Raw genomic sequence first — 18,547 nt, 5'->3', positions numbered from 1 at the left:
GGCGGCGGGGTCGAACATGGCGTAGTACAGCTCGTCGCCGTCGTGCCAAATCCGGAATTCGGCTCGCATCCGGTAGTGCTCGGGTGCCGAGGTGAAAACCTGCGGTGAGGGCAGTGCCAGCTCCGCAAAGAGCTGACGACAGCGTTGGGCTTTGTCAGCTAGCAGGGCATCGTAATCGTGGGCTTGAATAGTGTGGCTCATGGTTTGGCAGTACTCGATTCTTTATAGGCGGTCGCGGCGGCGGTCTGCCCAAAGCTCGCGGGCGGATGTCATTGCCGTGTCGCAATCTAGGCTGGCATCGCGCAGTTGTAAGGCGATGGCAATACTGCCGACAATGGCGTGGCGGCCGTAGTCGTCAAGTTCGTCATGACGCCAGGCGCGCCGCAGGGCATCGCTGCTGAGTTCACTTTGCCAGGGCTGGCGGCCGTCGAGTAACTTGGGCCATTGCTGCTCGCTGAGTTCGCCATCGTGTACGTATTTCACTTTGCACAGCGCTTCAGGCTTGCGTTCGGCTTCCCCGGCTTCTCCCTTGAAAACGGCGGCATGGGCTTGGCCCAGCAGTGCTGCCGCACGTTGGTGGCTGTCGGCATAGGCGGGGTGGAAAATGCTTTGCATGGAATAGTCAGCGGCAAAGGGATTAATTAAGCGGGTGAGACTGTGCACTGGAGAACGCAGGCCGAATTGCTGGCGCAAATCAATCATGCGCTGCAGCGCTGGCGATATCAGCGGCAGGGGCAGGTAGCAAAAGTTGCGCTGCGCCAGTGCGGATTGGCAATCTGACCACTGCTGGGCGATGGGCTCGCCGAGTTCACGTAGTAATGCCTCGCTGTAAACGCGCTCCGCGGTGTGGCCGGCGGCGCCGTGCATAACAACCTTTAGGCCGCTATCGGCCAGTGCCAGGGCGGCCAGTAAGTACCAGGCCTGCTGCCGGCGCTTGCCGGCGTAGCTTGCCCAGTCCAGGTCCACGTTTAGGCTGGGGGCATCTAGGTGGTCGCGTACCGCGAGTACAAAACCGGCCAGTTCTTCCGGGCTCTCTTCTTTTACCCGCAGCAGCATCAAAAAGGCGCCTAGCTGCACGTCTTCAACTTCACCGCTTAGAATCATGCCCATGGCATTACGGGCTTCATCTAACTCCAGCGAGCGCGAGCCGGATTTGCCTTTGCCGAGAATGCGCACATATTTTGCGAAGGGGTGTTCTGTCATGGTGGCCCTATATAACGGGAAGGCGATTGAGGCACCTAGGGTGCCGTGCTAATAGCAGAGATTTTACCAGCTAAGACAGTGGCTGTGTTCGCTGCACAGGCTAACAAAGCGGGAATAGTCGATGCTCGGCAGTGTTGAGCTCTTGCCGCTGCCGTCGTCTAAGCGGTATTGAATAACATCGTGTCGCGGTGTGTCGCTTGCGCTGGCAGCCAGGGCCTCAGGAAAAAAAATGAGCGTGTCGCCGGGGGCGATGCAGGGCAGGGCGCGCTGCAAGCTGTCGCTAGTTTGGAGAATATGCAGGCGGCTCAAAAGCTGAGTACCTGTGCGCTGCTGTCGATCATCCTGGATAGCTCGGTTTCGCTTAGCGGGAGAAAATCCAGCTGTTGCTTGCGGTGTTGCCGCGCTGCATTCAGGCAATGCAAGGCGCTGATGCCAAATTCCTGTAGCTGCTGGCACAGCGCGGGCGATGTCAGCAGTGCCCGCTGGGCTTGGGGCCAAAGCACTATTTCGGCCTGGCCACCGAATACCAGGGTGGTCAGTGCGATGTCGCAGGCGTGTTTGAGTGCCGGGGCCTGGCTGATCAGGATGAGCATCGCTTAGTTTCCAAAGCGCAGGCAGCGGTCGGCTTGGCTGATTGCGTCTTGCCAAAGTCCGAGGCCGCCCAAGGCAAAGTGGTCGGCGAGTTGCTCTGTGCCTATAGCGCAATGACTGGCACTGCCACTGCACAGGGTCAGTTCTACATCGGCGGTGCTGGCAAGCTGTTGCCAGCGCAGTTGTTCGGCGGCAGCTGGGCTTACAGTCGCGCCGCTTTTTACCGCGTCACCGATAAAAAACACGCACAGGAGTTGGTGTCCGGCGGAAATGGCGGCCTGACAAAATTTCAGTGCGTGCTGGTGGCTGGCTTGCCCGGCAGGGCCGCTAAGCATAATGGCGAAACGCATGGCGAGAGCGGGTTTCCCCCGTCATAGACGGGGGAGAAAGGATTAATCGTCAGCGCTGAATACACCCAGCAGGTGCAGCAAGTGAACGAAAAGGTTGTAGATATCCAGGTACAGCGCGACGGTGGCGCGGATGTAATTGGTCTCGCCGCCGTGAATGATACGGCTGGTATCAAACAGGATCAGGCCCGACATGATAAATACCGCCGCTGCGGAGATGGCCAGTGAGACCGCGGGAACCTGGAAAAAGATGTTAGCGATACCGGCGACAACAACGACCAGCAGGCCGACCATTAAAAAGCCACCCAGGAAGGAGAAGTCTTTACGCGTGGTGAGCGCATAGGCTGACAGACCAAAAAATACCAGCGCCGTACCGCCCAGTGCCTGCATAACTAATTGCGGGCCATTGGGTAGCGAAAGATAGGCGTTGAGCATGGGGCCTAGTGCGGCGCCCATCAGTGCGGTGAAGACAAAGGTTGCTACCAGGCCCTTGCCTGAGTTGGCGGTAGCATTGACGACAAACAGCATCACCAAACCGCCTAGGGACAGTCCGAGAGCGGCGCCTCGGCCAATTTCCATGGCCATCGCCAAACCCGAAAATAGCGCGCTATTAAGCAGGGTTAGCCCCAGCAGCATATAGGTATTGCGCAGCACTTTGCTGACTTCAACGGCGGGGGCTGTTGCAGTAGTTGACTGAAAAACAGCTTTGTCTTGCATGATTTACTCCGTGTGTAAAAAGCAACTTCTCAACTGATGATACGCACTGGCGCAGCGTTTGGAAACTTGAAACGACAGTATTTCGCGATATACGCCATTGAGCGTGTCACAGGGAATAAATGGTGGTTGCTGGGGAGTATTTCAAGGTCGGGCAGGGAGGAAAGAATGGCGGAGGGGCAGGGATTCGAACCCTGGGACGGTCGCCCGTCGCCGGTTTTCAAGACCGGTGCTTTCGACCACTCAGCCACCCCTCCGCGGAAGCCCGAGATTATACCTAGGTTTGTTTTTGAAACAAGCGCCTTTCTAAAAAAGACTTATAAATCAGTTGGGTGTGGCTAAAATTTAGCCAAAAAAAGCCCGGCGGCTGCCGGGCTTGAGTATTTTCTTACCGCTTTAGTTGCGCGGGTCGTTGGCGGCGCGCGGCAACTTGGGCCGACTGGGGTCGGGTTGGGCCATGACACTCGGATCCAGCGCCGGCGGCTGCGGTTGGGCGGTAGTGATATTCACGCTTTCAACGGGCCGGGGGGCAACCCGGGGGTCGTTGGCCGCTCTGCCCTGGGGTTTGGCCACGGGGCTGGTCGTGGTACTAGGTGCTTTGGCCGTCTTGCCGCCCTGCTGTTTTGCCGGCGCATCTGCAGTTGCACTCGCTACTGTTGCGGCAGCCTCGGGCTGCTCTTGTTTGGCGGCAGTGCTGGGGGCCGTGGCGTCGACAGGGGTTTGCGATGCAGTGTTAGCTTCGCTGGGCTGCTTGGCCTCTGGCTCGTCGGCGGCGGGGCTCGCTTGCTCCGGCTGCGGGGGCGTGGCTTCGGCAGTCTCCTGGGTGACAGGCTTGGCTTCAACTGCGGGCTCGGCTTCGGCTGCGGGCTCGGCTTTAACTGCGGGCTCGGCTTCGGCTGCGGGCTCGGCTTCAACTGCGGCTGCGGGCTCGACTTCAGCGCCTGTGGTGCTGTCGATGGGGCCTGCAGTGCTGATTGCTGCGTCGTTTGCTGGTGCTGTGTCGAGATCCTGTTTTTTCGCTTCAGTTGCGACAGCGTCGGCCATTGAGTCGGGTGATGGCTTGCTCTGAGGGGTCTCTGTCGCCTTGTCAGCACTTGTCGCTGTCGCGGCATTGTCGCTCGCGCTTGGTGCTTGACCGGCGTCGTCGCTAATAATGCTGTTGCGCGCCTCCTCGGGCAGGCTGTCTACCGGTACTGCACTGCGTTTGCGCTCTTGGGGGCCGCGCGGACGGCGGTTGCCGCGGCGGCGGGGACGGTTGCTGTTGTCATTGCCGTCGCTGCTCTCGGTAGTGGTTTCGGGCTGCTGGCTGGTGTTTTTACTTTGTTGCTCTGCTGCTGCTTTATCACTGCCGCCGCGTTCATTGCGGTTGCGGCCGCGTCCGCCACGACGATCCGCATTGCGGTTGTCGCTGCGTTCTTCGCTGCGTTTTTCGCGGTTATCCTTGCGCTCGTCGCCGCGTTTTTCACGGTTATCTCCGCGTTGTTCGCGCTTGTCGCTGTCTTGCTCGTTAGCCGTGTTGGCGTCGCTTTGCCCGGTCCGGCCGCGTTGCTCGTTGGGGCGACGATTGCGATTGCGGTTGCGGTTTTGGCCGCCGCGATTACTGCGATTGCCATTGTTACCGGTGTTGCGGCTGCGGCTAGCTGGGCGGCGTGGTTCGGGCTGCGGCTCGGGTTCGGGCTCTTCGCTTTTGAACAGGGCGACGATGCCCTTGCCGAGTTTGCTAAAGAAGCCGGGTTCGCTGCTTTCGCTCTGCACGGTTTTTTCTTTGTTGCTGGGCTCCGGGGTGGGAGCGGGAGCGGGGGCAGGCGTTTTGGGGGCCAGGGTGCGAACAACGGCAGCAGGGGCCGGCGCGGCGCTGGCTGTCTCGGTTTTGCTCAGCTCGTCTTCGCTTTCGACCTCTGCCGCAATTTTGTAGCTGACTTCGGCATCGCCTTCAATATCGCTTTCCCGCAGGCGCACGACCTCAAAATGCGGTGTGTCCAGGTGGGGGGCGGGTATTACCACTACCCGCACGCTGCTCCGTTGTTCGATGGCATAGATAACGGTGCGCTTTTCGTTTAGCAGGTAAGAACCGACATTGACCGGCACAATGGCGCGGATCTCGGCGCTTTTCTCTTTGTTAGCCTCTTCCTCTACCAGACGCAGAATAGACAGGGCCAGGGACTTGGTGTCGCGGATGGTGCCTTGGCCGCTGCAGCGAGGGCAGACTTTGGCGCTGGTTTCACCCAGGGAGGGGCGCAGTCGCTGGCGAGACATTTCGAGCAGGCCAAAGCGTGAGATGCGACCGGTTTGGATGCGGGCGCGGTCGCTGGCCATGGCGTCGCGGACACGATTTTCCACTTCGCGTTGGTTTTTGGCGGCCATCATGTCGATAAAATCGACCACAATCAGGCCGCCGATGTCGCGCAGGCGCAGTTGGCGGGCGATTTCGTCGGCGGCTTCGAGGTTGGTTTGCAGTGCCGTTTCTTCGATATCGCCGCCTTTGGTGGCCCGTGCGGAGTTGATGTCGATAGATACCAGGGCTTCTGTGGGGTCGATAACAATCGAGCCGCCGCTGGGCAGCTGCACTTCGCGCTGGAAGGCGGATTCGATCTGTGATTCGATTTGGTAGCGGTTAAACAGCGGCACCTGATCTTGGTAGAAGCGCACCTTGTTTTTGAAGTGTGGCATTACCTGTTCAACGAAGTGCATGGCTTCGTTGTAGGAATCTTCCGAGTCGATCAGGACCTGGTCAATGTCGTCGCGCAGATAGTCGCGAATCGCGCGGATGATGACGTTGCTTTCCTGAAGGATCAGTACCGGTGCCTTGCGCTCCTCGCCAGCCTGCTGGATGGCAGACCAGAGGTGGAGTAGGTAGTCGAGGTCCCACTGCAGCTCTTCTGAGCTGCGGCCTATGCCTGCGGTGCGCACAATTACGCCCATGCTGTCGGGAATGTTGATGCTGTTGAGGGCGTCGCGAAGGGCGGCGCGCTCGTCGCCTTCAATGCGGCGAGAGATGCCGCCGGCGCGGGGGTTGTTGGGCATCAGCACCATGTAGCGGCCGGCGAGGCTGATAAAGGTGGTCAGGGCAGCACCTTTGTTGCCGCGCTCTTCCTTTTCGACCTGAACGATGACTTCGGTGCCTTCTTTGACCAAATCTTTGATTTTGGCGCGGCCCGAAACGTCCGACGGGTTGCGGTAAAAATATTCTTTGGAGATCTCTTTAAGGGGGAGGAAGCCGTGGCGCTCGGCACCAAAGTCGACGAAGGCAGCTTCGAGGCTGGGTTCGACGCGGGTGATTTTGCCTTTGTATACGTTGGCTTTTTTCTGCACGCGAGTGCGGTTTTCAATATCCAGATCGTAGAGCCGCTGCCCGTCTACGAGGGCAACGCGCAACTCTTCTGGCTGAGTTGCGTTAATTAACATTCTTTTCATGAGCTATAAAATCCCGAAAGCTGGGATTTGTCTGGCCGCTCATGTGATTGAGCATCTATAAGCGTTGCAATGAGTCGATTGGGCCTTATGGGCGCCGGGGCCGTGTGCGGCCAGCGTTCTCATTGTGTGCGGCATGTTCTTCGCCGCTGTCTACTCGGCGCGACGGTTTCGCGCTGGTCGTCGTTCGTCTAATACGCAAGGCGCGGGGTATAAGCGCCGAATATCGGTAACGTCTGTTTGTACGTCGCTCTTACAGAGTTCTATCACATCTGCGGTGCCGGCAAATCTCAGCAGCACAATGTTTTATGTACCGGCACTACGCTAGAATGCCGCCGGTACACTGCTTGTTCACGTGGTGAGGCGCTGCCAAATCTCTTGGCGATGTCTGCCCCAGTCTGTAGGCAGTCGGCGGTTTTCCCTTGCAACACAGCCCTGCTGTGGCGGGAACCGGTCCCAACGGCTACCGGGCGAATATAACAGGATTCAGTAGCTGTCTCAATGATTTACCGAGGTTTTACGTGAGTTCAGACGGATTGATCAATCCCACCGTGCGCTTTGTGACGGTCTCTGAGGATTTTGCCGGGCAGCGGCTCGATAATTTCTTGATGAGGGAGTTAAAAGGTGTCCCTAAGTCAAAGATTTATAACATATTGCGGCGCGGTGAGGTCAGGGTAAACAAGGCCCGGGCAAAGCCTGCGTATAAGTTGCTGGCTGGCGACGTGTTGCGGATTCCGCCGGTGCGTGTATCCCAGCGCGAGGTGCCGTCGGTATCTGAGTCGCTGGGTGTGCGGATTCGCGATGCGATTCTCTATGAGGATAAGGGGTTGATGGTGGTGAATAAGCCGTCGGGGCTGGCGGTGCACGGCGGCAGTGGGGTGTCGCTGGGGTTGATTGAGTCACTGCGTCAGCTATATCCGGAGCAGCGGCATTTGGAGTTGGTGCACCGCCTGGACCGGGATACCTCTGGCTGCGTTATGATTTCAAAAAAACGTTCAGTTCTCAAGGGATTGCATGATCTTCTTCAGAAAAAGCATGCGGTTGATAAGCGTTATTTGGCGCTGGTGGCGGGCAGTTGGCCGGCGCGTAAGCAGCAGGTGAATGTGCGCCTGCAGAAAAATGTCCTGCAGTCTGGTGAGCGCATGGTGCGTGCGGGATTGGAGGGTAAGGTGTCGCTGACGGAGTATCAGTTGTTACAGCGCATTGACGGCGCAAGCCTGGTGGAGGCTAGGCCCATTACTGGGCGGACTCACCAGATTCGCGTGCACTGCCAGTATGCGGGCCATCCGATATTGGGCGATGACAAATACGGTGATGACGATTTGAATCGGCGATTTCGAGAGCGCGGTTTGCGGCGCTTGTTTTTGCATGCGCACTCGCTGTCCTTTGAGTTGGAAGGGCGGCGGATATCGGTGCAGGCGCCGCTGCCTGATGAGTTGCAGTTGGTTTTAGATGGCAAGGCTAAGTAATTGATATGGTGATAATATTTGACTGGGATGGAACCTTGCTGGATTCGTCTGACAAGATTGTTTCCTGTATGCAGCAGGCGGCGCAGGCCTGTGGTGTTGCCCCCAGGTCGGCGGCGGATATCCGCGATATTATTGGCTTGGAGTTGGTTCTTGCTATCGCCACCTTGTATCCGGAGTGCGGGCGCTTAGAGGTGTTGGCGATACGCGATGCCTATGCGCGCTGCTTTGTTGAGGCGGATAGGCGGCCCTGTGCTTTTTTTGCCGGTGTGGCAGAGGGGCTCAGGCGGCTGCATGGCGACGGCCATACTTTGTGTGTGGCGACGGGCAAGAGCCGCAAGGGCTTAAATCGGGTGTTCTCGCATTTGCCAGAGGCGGGGTTGTTTGCGGCGAGCCGCTGTGCCGATGAGACGGCCTCTAAGCCGGACCCCTTGATGTTGCGTGAGCTTTGTGAAGAGTTGCGGGTGTCGCCCGCAGAGGCTGTGATGGTGGGGGATACCGAGTACGATCTGGAGATGGCCTCGCGTTTTGCTATTCCATCTATAGGTGTTAGCTATGGGGTGCATCACCCCGATCGCCTGCGTCGCTGGGAGCCGCTGGCTGTTATCGATTGTTTTGACGAGCTGCACGGCGAGATTGCTCGCCTGCAGCGCTAGGGGATTGGGTAGTTTTCTGCCTCTAGAAAGTCGATAAGCCTGATGAGGGGCAGGCCGATTAGGCTGTTGGGGTCACGGCCGTTCAGGCTGCGAAATAAACTGATGCCCAGGCCCTCCATTTTGAAGCTGCCTGCGCAATCTAGGGCGGGTTCGCGATCAACGTAGCGCTGTATTTGCTGCTGGCTGAGGGTCCGGAAGCTGGCGGCAAAGCGTTCGACGCAGTGTTGTTGTCGCTGATTGTTGCTATTAATAAGGCAGAGTCCACTGTGAAAGACCAGGGTTTTGCCTGAACAGGCCTGCAGTTGTGCAATGGCGCGAGCCCGGCTGCCCGGTTTGCCGAGTGGCTGGCCATCGAGTTCGGCAACTTGGTCGCTGCCAATAATCAGGGCATTGCTGTGGTGTCGGGCAATGTGTTGGGCTTTGGCGATTGCCAGCCGGGCGGCTAGGGCCGCTGGCGCTTCGTTGTCGAAGGGGGTTTCGTCGATGTCGGGGGCGTGGCATTGGGCTGCTATGCCGATGCGGCTGAGTAGTTCTCGGCGATAGGGTGACGAGGATGCGAGGATAATGGTGGGCTTGCGAGTGGGCATGGTGGGTCCTGGGGTGGTGTTGGCTGTACTGTAGCAAAAGCGCGTGAGCGCGGTAATGTGCCGGTGTTTTTTTGCCGGCTCCTGGTGTGTGGCGGTCGAAAATATCACGCTGCCCGGAACTGTCGTCAAGGGGGCTGCTAAGCGCCTAAAAATACGGCATTTTGTTTTGACATCAGGCAGGCAAATCCCTATGATTGCGCGCTTATGCAAAGACAGCCCCTGCCCAAGCAGCTCGATGCGAGGAAACTCTGTGTCAGTGCTGCAGAAATAAGTGCGATTGTAAGCGTCAGCGAGCTGCCGCGCTTTGCTTCGGGACTCGCGTCTGATGTTGGTGAAGTGTTGGCCGATATTCAGTTGTACCGCGATGAGCAAGGGTTTTACCGAATAGATGGGAAGGCGAGTGCCGCGGTGAACGTTAGCTGTGAGCGCTGTTTGCAGCCAATGCCCATTGAAGTTGTGGCGGAATTTGCGCTAGCAATTGTCTGGACTGAAGAGCAGGCCAAGGCTTTGCCGAAATCACTGGACCCGGTGATTCTCGGGGAGGAATTATTGGAGCTCGACGAGTTATTGCAGGATGAGCTGATTGTCAGCACGCCCTTTGTTAACTACCACGACAAGAGTGATTGTAAAACTGCTGCGCCAGTAGATTACCCCGCGCCGGAAGGCGCCGGAAGTGAAGAAAAGGGTGATTCGCCGTTTTCTGTGCTGGGGTCATTAAAGCCCCGAGATTAAGTAAAGAGGAATTGTTGAGCCATGGCTGTTCAGAAAAGCAAAAAGACCCGTTCTCGTCGCGGCATGCGTCGGTCTCACGATGCACTGTCCAGCGCAGCGCTGTCAGTAGACCAGACTAGCGGTGAAAAGCATCTGCGCCATAACGTTACTGCTGACGGTTTCTTCCGTGGCCGTAAAGTAGTCGCCGGTAAAGACGACTAACATTTGCGTGGCATCACTGCGATTAGCCGTTGATGCAATGGGCGGAGACTTCGGTCTCCGTTCTACTATTCCCGCCTCTGTTCTCGCGCTGAACGAGAATTCACAACTTCATATCACCCTGGTAGGCGACGAGCCTGCAATTCGTCAAGCATTGGCCGCTGCCAGTGCCGATTTTGCGCGCCTGGCTATTGTTCACGCTCCCGATGTGGTGAGGATGGACGATAAACCCGCGCAGGCGCTGCGCGGTAGGCGCGAGTCGTCGATGGCCGTAGCACTAGAGTTACTCCGCGATGGCAAGGTGTCGGCAGTACTGAGTGCGGGTAATACCGGTGCGTTAGTGGCTATGGGTTGCATCATCGTCCAGCGCCTGGAAGGCGTTCGGCGGCCGGCAATTTGTGCGCCGATACCCTCAGATCAGCATCACACCTATATGCTCGACTTGGGCGCTAACGTTGAATGCGGGGTGGATGAGCTGCGGCAATTTGCGGTCATGGGGAGCGCGCTGTGTGCCTCGGTGGACGGTGTCGAAGCCCCGCGGGTGGGTTTGCTGAACAACGGCGAAGAGGTGGTGAAGGGTACGCAGCTGCTGAAAGATACGGCCGCAGTGTTACAGGCGGATCCGCGGCTCAATTACATCGGCTTTGTTGAGGGCGGCGATATCTTTAGCGATCGCGTCGACGTAGTGGTGTGTGACGGCTTTGTCGGCAATATCGCGTTGAAGGTGAGTGAAGGCACGGCGTCTTATATTAACAGGGCCTTGCGCGAGCAATTGCGTGAGAGTGTATGGGGGCGCTTGATGGGTTTATTGCTGTTGCCGGTTTTGCGCGGATTTCAGCGCCGCCACGATCCGCGTCATTACAACGGTGCGGTTTTGCTGGGATTGAAGGGCTTGGTAGTTAAGAGTCACGGCAGTTCTGATGTGGCCAGTTTTTTAGCGGCAATCCGCCAAACCAGCAGGGCGCTGGTGCAGGAGTTGCCGCGACGTATCGCCGAACAATTATAAGCGGCGAGTTTTTAATAAATAGTTTTACTCACGTATAAAGGGATGCAGTACTGATGGAAGCGCAGAAACTTGCTTTTGTTTTTCCGGGTCAGGGTTCACAGAAAGTGGGCATGCTGGCGGAGCTTGGTGAGGCTTTTTCAAGCGTCAAGCAGACATTTGCCGAGGCCTCCGAGGCGCTGGGCTACGATATGTGGGCGCTGGTCCAAGAGGGCGAGCAATCACAGTTGAATATGACCGAAACCACTCAGCCTGTGTTGCTCACCGCCAGTGTTGCCGTGTGGCGACTGTGGGAGGAGCAGGGTGGCCTGCGCCCGGCGATGATGGCTGGCCACAGCCTGGGCGAATTTTCAGCGCTGGTGTGTGCCGGTGCGATCGACTTTGCCGACGCAGTGCGCTTAGTGCGCGCGCGCGGCCAGTTCATGCAAACGGCAGTGCCGGTGGGCGAGGGCGCGATGGCGGCGGTGCTGGGTCTTGACGATGCCAGGATCGAGGAGATTTGCAATGACACCGCGGGTGTCGTGGAGGCGGTGAACTATAACTCACCGGGGCAGGTGGTTATTGCAGGGCACACCGCCGCAGTGGAGGCGGCTATCGATACCCTAAAGGGCGCCGGTGCCAAGCGGGCGATGCTATTGCCGGTAAGTGCGCCTTTCCATACTTCGCTGATGCGCCCCGCTGGGGAAAAACTTGCGCAAGCACTGGCGGATTTGCAGCTTAATGCTCCGGTTATTCCGGTTGTGCACAATGTCCACGCGCAGACAGAAAGTGATCCGGCGCAGATCAAACAATTGCTGACCCAGCAAATTTACAGTGCGGTGAAATGGGTAAGCTGTGTGCAGGCAATGGTAGATGCCGGTGTGGAAAATACCCTGGAATGCGGGCCGGGCAAAGTGCTTAGCGGTTTGAATAAGCGTATTCAAAAATCCTTGAACTGCATGAATGTTGACAGCCCTGAATCTCTTGAGGCCGCACTGGCTGCGGTCGCGCAATAATAAAGGAAGCAAGATAATGACGGATAAAGTTGCTCTGGTAACGGGCGCTAGCCGCGGCATAGGCAAGGCGATAGCGCTGGAATTGGCTAAGGCGGGTTATACCGTTGTCGGCACCGCTACCTCAGAGGCGGGTGCAGAGGCAATTTCTGCGAGCTTTGCCCAGCAGGGGCTCACTGGTTGTGGTATGACCTTGAATGTGGCCTCTTCGGACTCGGTTGATGCGGTATTTAAGGCCATTGCTGAGCAATACGGTGCGCCGACAATACTGGTCAACAATGCGGGCATTACCAAAGATAATATTATGATGCGGATGAAAGAAGAGGAGTGGTTTGATGTTATTGATACCAACCTCAATTCGCTTTACCGTATTGCCAAGGCCAGCCTGCGGGGCATGACCAAGGCGCGCTGGGGGCGGATTATTAATATCAGCTCGGTTGTCGGTTCCATGGGGAATGCCGGTCAGGCCAATTACGCGGCGGCGAAGGCGGGTATGGATGGCTTTACCCGCGCCCTGGCTCGGGAAATCGGTTCGCGGGGTATCACGGTAAACAGTGTGGCGCCCGGCTTTATCGATACAGATATGACTAAAAAACTGCCGGATGAGCAGCGTGAAGCGCTAAAAGGGCAGATCCCCCTGCAGCGGCTGGGGGAGCCAGAGGAAATCGCCGCATTGGTCGGCTTCCTCGCCAGTGATGCTGGGGGCTATATTACCGGCGAAACTATCCATGTGAATGGCGGCATGTATATGGCGTAAACATTTGAAAAATATGGATTTCTTTATAGAAATACCGTTTTTTTCAGTTTTAGCTATGCACAAGCCGTGGCAGTCGATGTAGAATTAGCGCCCAAGTGCTGGGCCGTACGCATCACTATTTCGGTGAACGACTGGTCTGCCCCCTGAGGGCGGGCACAGGCGCTCCAAACTTTAAAATCAATTAGGAGTCATTTAGGACCATGAGTAGCATTGAAGAACGCGTCAAGAAAATTGTGGCAGAGCAACTCGGTGTTAAGGAAGACGACGTGCAGGAGTCTGCCTCTTTTGTAGAAGATCTGGGCGCAGATTCTCTGGATACCGTTGAGCTGGTAATGGCCCTTGAAGAGGAATTCGAAACCGAGATTCCCGATGAAGAAGCCGAGAAAATCACTACTGTGAAGCTGGCTATCGACTACATCAAAGAAAATCTGCAGTAAGTCTATATAGCGGCGCTGCCGTTATAAAAAGCCGTTTCTATGCAAATAGAGCGGCTTTTTTTATGCCTGGTGATAAAGTATGCGACGGATTACGTTAGTATTCTGCCGGTAAATTATTGGTAGGACGTCTGCAGGGCTGGTATTGCCGGAAGCAGTTGTAAGATTAGGAGGAGAGCATGTCAAAGCGTAGAGTTGTTGTCACCGGAATGGGGATGGTTAGCCCGCTTGGCAATTCGGTGGCGGAGAGCTGGCAGCAAATCCTCGATGGTCGCAGTGGCGTTGCGGCGATTGACAGTTTTGATGTATCCGCGTTCGCGACTCGGATTGGGGCCGGTGTGAAGAACTTTGTGGTGGACGAGTATATGTCTGCCAAGGAAGCCAAACGCTTTGATCCCTTTCTCCACTATGGTGTTGCCGCGGCTGAGCAGGCCTTGGCGGATGCCGGTCTGGAGATAGATGAGAGCAATGCTGAGCGTGTGGGCACGGCCATCGGCTCCGGTATCGGCGGTATTGGCTTGATTGAGAGCAGCCGGATGATTTTGGAGAACAGTGGGCCGCGCAAGCTGTCGCCGTTTACTGTTCCCGGCGCCATTATAAATATGATCGCGGGCATCATGGCTATTCGCCACAATCTTCAGGGGCCGAGTATCGCTATTGCAACCGCCTGTACTACTGGCACCCACAATATTGGCGTGGCGGCGCGGATGATTGCCTACGGCGACGCCGATGCGATGTTGGTGGGGGGCGCTGAAAAAGCGACAACCCCGGTGGGGCTGGGCGGTTTTGCCGCCGCGCGGGCCATGTCGACACGCAATGACGATCCCCAGGCCGCCAGCCGGCCCTGGGATAAACAGCGCGATGGTTTTGTGCTGGGCGACGGAGCGGGCATGCTGGTGTTGGAGGAGCTCGAGATGGCGCGCAAACGCGGTGCGCATATCTATGCCGAGCTCAAGGGTTTTGGTATGAGTTGCGATGCCTTCCATATGACCTCGCCGCCAGAAGATGGTCGGGGCGCGCGGGCGGCGATGCAAGCGGCGTTGCATGATGCTGAAATTGACGCCTCCGCGGTGGACTATATAAACGCCCACGGCACCTCGACGGTGGCGGGCGATGTCGCGGAAAGTCGCGCCATTGAAAGTTTGATGGGCAGTGCCGCAGAGTCCCTGGCGGTGAGCTCGACCAAGTCGATGGTTGGACATCTGCTGGGGGCTTCTGGTGCGGTTGAGGCCATTTTCACCGTGTTGGCTATCCGCGACCAAGTGGCGCCACCGACCATTAATCTCGACGAGCCCGATGAGGCCTGTACCTTGAATTATGTGCCTCACCACGCACAGCCGCGTCGCATTGACTATGCGATGTCCAATTCCTTTGGCTTTGGCGGCACTAATGGCAGCTTGCTGTTCAGTCGTTATGATGGCTGAGTGCGGCCTTGCCAAGGGGCGCCACTGTGGCATTGCTTAACGGCTTTGGCTGCGCTGACGAACTCGCTGCCAATCGTGCCCAGGCCTATGGCGACGGTGTATTTGAAACCGTTTTGCTGAACGATGGCCGGCCGCTGTGGTTGGCGGAGCACTTTGCGCGCTTGCAGGCGGGCGCGCGGCGCTTGCAAATGCATATTGATATGCCGGCATTGCGCCGCGAATGCGACACTGTGATGGCGTCGGCTTGTGGTCGCCAGGTGCTAAAAATTCACTGTTACCGCCGCAGTGGTGGCCGCGGTTATCAACCTTCTAATCATTGCGCTGACCGGCTGTTGTCGCTATGGTCGGCGCCGCGAAGTGACTGTTGGCAGCGCGGAGCAAGGTTGTTGTTGTGCAATACACGCTTGGCGAGTAATCCCGAGCTCGCCGGGATAAAGCACGGCAATCGGCTTGAGCAGGTATTGGCGGCGGCTGAACTGGCTAATACTGCCTGCGATGAAGGGCTGATGATGGATCTGTCCGGTCGCCTGGTTGAGGGTACGCGCAGCAATGTGTTTTTGGTGAAGAGCGGCGGTTTGCTGACCCCGTCACTGCAGGGCGGCGGTGTAGCCGGTATTATGCGCGACAAAGTTCTGCAGTATGCCGCTGACCATGGGATTGCCTGCCGGGTGACTGGTGTAGGGCCATCGGCATTGGCCACTGCCGATGAAATTTTTCTTTGTAATAGTGTGTTTGGGCTGTGGCCGGTAACTGCCGTAGGTTGTTTGCACAAGAAAGCTGGGCCGTTGTGCCGGCAGTTACAACATCACTTTGAATCGCTGTTTTATGTCTAAGCTTTTGCGCGTGTTACTCGCGCTATTATTCCCCGTGTTGATTGCTTTGCTACTCGCTGGCGCTTATTTAAAGCACTATCTCGACAGCGATTTGCAACTATCTTCATCTTCTGAAACCTTCGTACTGAGTCGCGGTACCGGATTTTCTTCGGCGGTGAATCAGGCCGCTGAGCGCGGTTGGCTGACAAAACCGCAGCTGCTGAAAGTGTATGGGCGTCTGTTTCCTGAGAAGGCGAATATTCGCGCGGGTGAATACCGGGTCAGCGGGGGCACTACGGTGGGTCAGTGGCTGACCATGCTGCGCGACGGCGAGGTGCTGAGGCATCAGTTAACGTTTGTCGAGGGTTGGACGCTTAGCCAGTTGTTAAGCAGTCTCGATAATCACCCGTTGTTGGCTGAACAGGCTCTCGAAAACAGTGCGAAATTGTGGTCGCAATTGGCAATTGAGGAGCCGTTGGCAAACAACCCAGAGGGCTTGTTCTTTCCCGATACCTATGATTTTCAGCGGGACGACCTTCCTGCAGAGCTGCTGCGTCGAGCGTACCGGAGGTTGGTGAAGGTGCTGAGCGAGGAGTGGGCGGCGCGGGATGTGGGACTGCCTTACGAAACGCCGTATGATGCCTTGATCATGGCGTCAATCATAGAAAAGGAAACCGGGGTGCCCAGTGAACGCAGTGAAATTGCCGGTGTATTTGTCCGCCGCTTACAGCGAGGCATGCGTTTGCAGACCGATCCAACGGTGATTTACGGTATGGGCGAACAATACCGCGGCAATATTCGTGGTCGCGATTTGCGCGACGACAGCAACCCTTACAACACCTATCGTATTAATGGCTTGCCGCCCACTCCCATCGCCTTGGCGGGGCGCGAGGCAATACACGCGGCGCTGCATCCGGCGCCGGGAAACAGCTTGTTTTTTGTTGCCAAGGGTGATGGTAGTCACCAGTTTTCTGCGACCTTGGCTGAGCATGAGGCGGCTGTGCGCCGTTACCAATTGCAGCGTCGTAGTGACTACCGTTCATCGCCGGCGAAGTCGGAGGCTCGGCGATGAGTGGCGCTGCGCGTTTTATTACCCTTGAAGGTGGGGAGGGCGTCGGCAAATCCAGCAACATGGCGTTTGTTGTTGACTGCCTGCAGCGCAAGGGCATTCCCTATATTCAAACCCGCGAGCCGGGCGGCACGGCATTGGCCGAGGCTATTCGCGAATTGTTATTGGCTCCCCGCGATGAGGCAATGAGTGAATTAACCGAGTTGCTGCTGGTATTCGCTGCGCGAGCCCAGCATTTGCAGAGTAAAATTTTACCTGCCTTGGCCGAGGGGAAATGGGTGGTTTGCGACCGATTTACCGACGCGACAATTGCCTATCAAGGTGCTGGCAGGGGGCTGTCGCTGGCGGCGATAGCACAGCTGCAGCAGTTGGTTCAGGGCTCGCTGCAGCCCGACATGACCTTGCTGCTCGACGCCCCGGTGGAGGTGGGTATGACCAGGGCCGGGCAGCGCGGTGAGCTCGACCGCTTTGAGCGTGAGCATCGCGATTTTTTTGAGCGGGTGCGTAGCGGTTATCTGCAACAAGCGGCGGCCCAGCCCGATCGCTATAGGGTGGTCGATGCTGCGCAACCTCTGGCCAAGGTGCAGGCAGATATTCTGGTGGCGCTGCGGCCGCTGTTGGCGGATGAGGGGGCACTATGACGGGTATCGCCATGAGCTACCCCTGGCAAATGCCGCAGTGGCAGCAGATGGCCAGTCTCTACGAGGGCGGACGCTTTCCCCATGCACTGTTGCTAGGCGGTCCCGAGGGGATTGGTAAACTGCGTTTTGCGCGGGCCCTGTTATGCAGTTTGCTTTGTGAACAACCCCGAGCCTTTTTGGCGTGCGGCAGCTGCAGTGCTTGCGCTTTGCACAAGAGTGGCACTCATCCCGATGTACGCGAGTTGAGCCCGGAGGAGGGGAAGCGGCAGATTGCGGTTGATCAGGTGCGCGCTCTGCAGCAATTTACTGGGCAAAGTGCTCACCGCAGTGGCGGGCGCAAATTGGTGCTGATCCATCCTGCTGAGGCAATGAATCCCTATACGGCCAATGCCTTGTTGAAAACCTTGGAAGAGCCCGCCGGCGATACTGTGCTGGTGCTACTCAGTCACTCTCCCAGCCAGTTACTGGCGACGATTCGTTCGCGTTGCCTGCAATTGAGTTTTCCATTGCCGGAACGCGCGCTGGCGGTGCAGTGGCTGGAGACCCAGTTGGGCCGCAGTGCTGATGCTGCCAAGCTGTTGGACGAGGCGGGCGGTCGACCACTGGCTGCGCAACAGTTGTTTGAAACCGATGGTCTCTCGCAGTGGCAGGCTCAGGATGCGGCCTTGAATGAGGTGCTGAAGGGGGGCAAGACTGCCCTGCAATTGGCTGATGACTGGCAGGATCGTGAGGCCCTGCAAATCCTCGATTGGTGGTTGCGCCGTCAAAGTGAGTTAATTCGGCACCTCTGCGCGGATCAGCCCCTGCAGGATAGTTGGCAGGCTTTTCGACATATTCCTCTGCCACAGTTGTATACACTGCATGAACAGGCGCTGTTGTTGCGTGCTACTTTGTTGCGTGGTGCGGCCTTGAACAAGCGCCTGCTGCTGGAAAAACTGTTGTTGGATTGGTTCGCTTGCGCGGCAGGTCGTGCGCCGCAGCGTGCATATTGATATAGTGCGCTAAGAGGCCTCTGCAGCACTTGGGAGTTTTCTAGGCCTTGCCCACATCGCCTGGGACTGGCTAAGTGCTACAGCGGTTTACTGGGTATTTTGCAAAGCTAATTAGGGCGTTATGCTGATGGCTAAGAGGGATGTTCAATGAGTGGACAGCAGGGCACGCGCAACGGGATTCTGTCACTGACCATCCGTGATAAGGCGGTGCTTTATGCGGCCTATATGCCCTTTGTTCGCGATGGCGGCTTGTTCGTGCCTACCACTAAGCCTTACAAGGTGGGCGACGAAGTGTTTATGCTGCTTACGTTGATGGACGAGGGTGAGAAAATTCCCGTGGCGGGCAAGGTGGTGTGGATTACCCCCCGCGGTGCCCAGAGCAATCGGGCGGCGGGCATCGGCGTGCAGTTCATTGGCGAAGACCAAACCGCTCACCAGCGTATTGAGACTCATCTAGCGGGTATTCTGGAGTCTGAAAAGCCAACTCACACGATGTAATCTCCGCACTTTCTGTTTTA

Annotated in this window: 21 protein-coding genes, 1 tRNA gene and 1 pseudogene; 14 read left to right on the top strand and 9 right to left on the bottom strand. The window is 57.2% G+C overall.

Going from position 1 to position 18,547, the window contains the following annotated elements; all coding sequences use genetic code 11:
• From ABYM29_RS02095 to rne, 8 genes and pseudogenes are all read right to left on the bottom strand, one after another.
• Window positions 1-201, bottom strand: a pseudogene (locus ABYM29_RS02095) (tRNA (uridine(54)-C5)-methyltransferase TrmA); the annotation flags it as partial.
• A gap of 21 nt (window positions 202-222) precedes the next feature.
• Complete coding sequence (locus ABYM29_RS02090; protein ID WP_372861504.1) at window positions 223-1,203, bottom strand: glycosyl transferase family protein; 981 nt, start codon at window positions 1,201-1,203, stop codon at window positions 223-225.
• Between the two features lie 63 nt (window positions 1,204-1,266).
• Window positions 1,267-1,512, bottom strand: a complete 246-nt coding sequence (locus tag ABYM29_RS02085) for a hypothetical protein (RefSeq protein WP_372861503.1) — start codon at window positions 1,510-1,512, stop codon at window positions 1,267-1,269.
• Window positions 1,509-1,796, bottom strand: a complete 288-nt coding sequence (locus tag ABYM29_RS02080) for a hypothetical protein (protein WP_372861502.1) — start codon at window positions 1,794-1,796, stop codon at window positions 1,509-1,511. The genes ABYM29_RS02085 and ABYM29_RS02080 overlap by 4 nt, the downstream gene beginning before the upstream one ends.
• A gap of 3 nt (window positions 1,797-1,799) precedes the next feature.
• Complete coding sequence (locus tag ABYM29_RS02075; protein ID WP_372861500.1) at window positions 1,800-2,144, bottom strand: DsrE/DsrF/TusD sulfur relay family protein; 345 nt, start codon at window positions 2,142-2,144, stop codon at window positions 1,800-1,802.
• A 42-nt stretch (window positions 2,145-2,186) separates the two neighbouring features.
• Window positions 2,187-2,858 (bottom strand): Bax inhibitor-1/YccA family protein, encoded by a 672-nt coding sequence (locus ABYM29_RS02070; RefSeq protein ID WP_372861497.1) that lies wholly within the window; start codon window positions 2,856-2,858, stop codon window positions 2,187-2,189.
• A 166-nt stretch (window positions 2,859-3,024) separates the two neighbouring features.
• A tRNA-Ser gene (locus tag ABYM29_RS02065) sits at window positions 3,025-3,112 on the bottom strand.
• 139 nt (window positions 3,113-3,251) lie between these two features.
• Window positions 3,252-6,269 (bottom strand): ribonuclease E, encoded by a 3,018-nt coding sequence (gene rne, locus ABYM29_RS02060; protein ID WP_372861495.1) that lies wholly within the window; start codon window positions 6,267-6,269, stop codon window positions 3,252-3,254.
• Window positions 6,270-6,787: 518 nt separating this feature from the next.
• Between rne and rluC the strand changes: the two genes are divergently transcribed.
• Entirely contained in the window at window positions 6,788-7,735 is a 948-nt protein-coding gene (gene rluC, locus ABYM29_RS02055; protein ID WP_372861493.1) for a 23S rRNA pseudouridine(955/2504/2580) synthase RluC, read from the top strand.
• A 5-nt stretch (window positions 7,736-7,740) separates the two neighbouring features.
• Window positions 7,741-8,388, top strand: a complete 648-nt coding sequence (locus ABYM29_RS02050; RefSeq protein ID WP_372861490.1) for an HAD family hydrolase — start codon at window positions 7,741-7,743, stop codon at window positions 8,386-8,388.
• On the opposite strand, the gene ABYM29_RS02045 is transcribed toward ABYM29_RS02050, so the two are convergent.
• Entirely contained in the window at window positions 8,385-8,975 is a 591-nt protein-coding gene (locus tag ABYM29_RS02045) for a nucleoside triphosphate pyrophosphatase (protein WP_372861488.1), read from the bottom strand. The two genes, ABYM29_RS02050 and ABYM29_RS02045, sit on opposite strands and share 4 nt — an antisense overlap.
• A 204-nt stretch (window positions 8,976-9,179) precedes the next feature.
• Here ABYM29_RS02045 and ABYM29_RS02040 point away from each other — a divergent pair, with 204 nt between their 5' ends.
• The 12 genes from ABYM29_RS02040 (at window position 9,180) to ABYM29_RS01985 (ending at window position 18,527) form a co-directional block, all read left to right on the top strand.
• On the top strand, window positions 9,180-9,707 hold the full coding sequence (locus ABYM29_RS02040; RefSeq protein ID WP_372861485.1) for a YceD family protein: 528 nt from the start codon (window positions 9,180-9,182) through the stop codon (window positions 9,705-9,707).
• Between the two features lie 21 nt (window positions 9,708-9,728).
• Complete coding sequence (rpmF, locus tag ABYM29_RS02035; RefSeq protein WP_022957239.1) at window positions 9,729-9,908, top strand: 50S ribosomal protein L32; 180 nt, start codon at window positions 9,729-9,731, stop codon at window positions 9,906-9,908.
• Between the two features lie 7 nt (window positions 9,909-9,915).
• Entirely contained in the window at window positions 9,916-10,911 is a 996-nt protein-coding gene (gene plsX / locus ABYM29_RS02030; protein WP_372861483.1) for a phosphate acyltransferase PlsX, read from the top strand.
• A 53-nt stretch (window positions 10,912-10,964) separates the two neighbouring features.
• Entirely contained in the window at window positions 10,965-11,903 is a 939-nt protein-coding gene (fabD, locus tag ABYM29_RS02025; RefSeq protein ID WP_372861480.1) for an ACP S-malonyltransferase, read from the top strand.
• A gap of 16 nt (window positions 11,904-11,919) precedes the next feature.
• Complete coding sequence (gene fabG / locus ABYM29_RS02020) at window positions 11,920-12,657, top strand: 3-oxoacyl-ACP reductase FabG (protein ID WP_372861477.1); 738 nt, start codon at window positions 11,920-11,922, stop codon at window positions 12,655-12,657.
• Between the two features lie 200 nt (window positions 12,658-12,857).
• Window positions 12,858-13,094, top strand: coding sequence for an acyl carrier protein (acpP, locus tag ABYM29_RS02015; RefSeq protein ID WP_022957235.1), 237 nt, complete (start codon window positions 12,858-12,860; stop codon window positions 13,092-13,094).
• 176 nt (window positions 13,095-13,270) lie between these two features.
• Window positions 13,271-14,515 (top strand): beta-ketoacyl-ACP synthase II, encoded by a 1,245-nt coding sequence (fabF, locus tag ABYM29_RS02010; protein ID WP_372861474.1) that lies wholly within the window; start codon window positions 13,271-13,273, stop codon window positions 14,513-14,515.
• 26 nt (window positions 14,516-14,541) lie between these two features.
• Entirely contained in the window at window positions 14,542-15,348 is an 807-nt protein-coding gene (gene pabC / locus ABYM29_RS02005; RefSeq protein ID WP_372861472.1) for an aminodeoxychorismate lyase, read from the top strand.
• Window positions 15,341-16,399, top strand: a complete 1,059-nt coding sequence (gene mltG, locus ABYM29_RS02000; RefSeq protein WP_372861470.1) for an endolytic transglycosylase MltG — start codon at window positions 15,341-15,343, stop codon at window positions 16,397-16,399. Before pabC ends, mltG begins: the two co-directional genes overlap by 8 nt.
• Entirely contained in the window at window positions 16,396-17,037 is a 642-nt protein-coding gene (tmk, locus tag ABYM29_RS01995) for a dTMP kinase (protein WP_372861468.1), read from the top strand. Before mltG ends, tmk begins: the two co-directional genes overlap by 4 nt.
• Window positions 17,034-18,029: a DNA polymerase III subunit delta' gene (locus ABYM29_RS01990; RefSeq protein ID WP_372861465.1), complete on the top strand. Its 996-nt coding sequence runs from the start codon at window positions 17,034-17,036 to the stop codon at window positions 18,027-18,029. The genes tmk and ABYM29_RS01990 overlap by 4 nt, the downstream gene beginning before the upstream one ends.
• Before the next feature lie 147 nt (window positions 18,030-18,176).
• The gene (locus ABYM29_RS01985) at window positions 18,177-18,527 is read left to right on the top strand and encodes a PilZ domain-containing protein (protein ID WP_372861463.1); all 351 of its coding nucleotides are present in this window, start codon (window positions 18,177-18,179) and stop codon (window positions 18,525-18,527) included.
• The last annotated feature ends 20 nt before the right edge of the window (window positions 18,528-18,547 follow it).

Source organism: Spongiibacter sp. (assembly GCF_041602295.1).
Classification (GTDB): Bacteria; Pseudomonadota; Gammaproteobacteria; order Pseudomonadales; family Spongiibacteraceae; genus Spongiibacter.
Note: the sequence above shows the minus strand (reverse complement) of the source record. Positions and strands in the feature narration are given on the sequence as shown.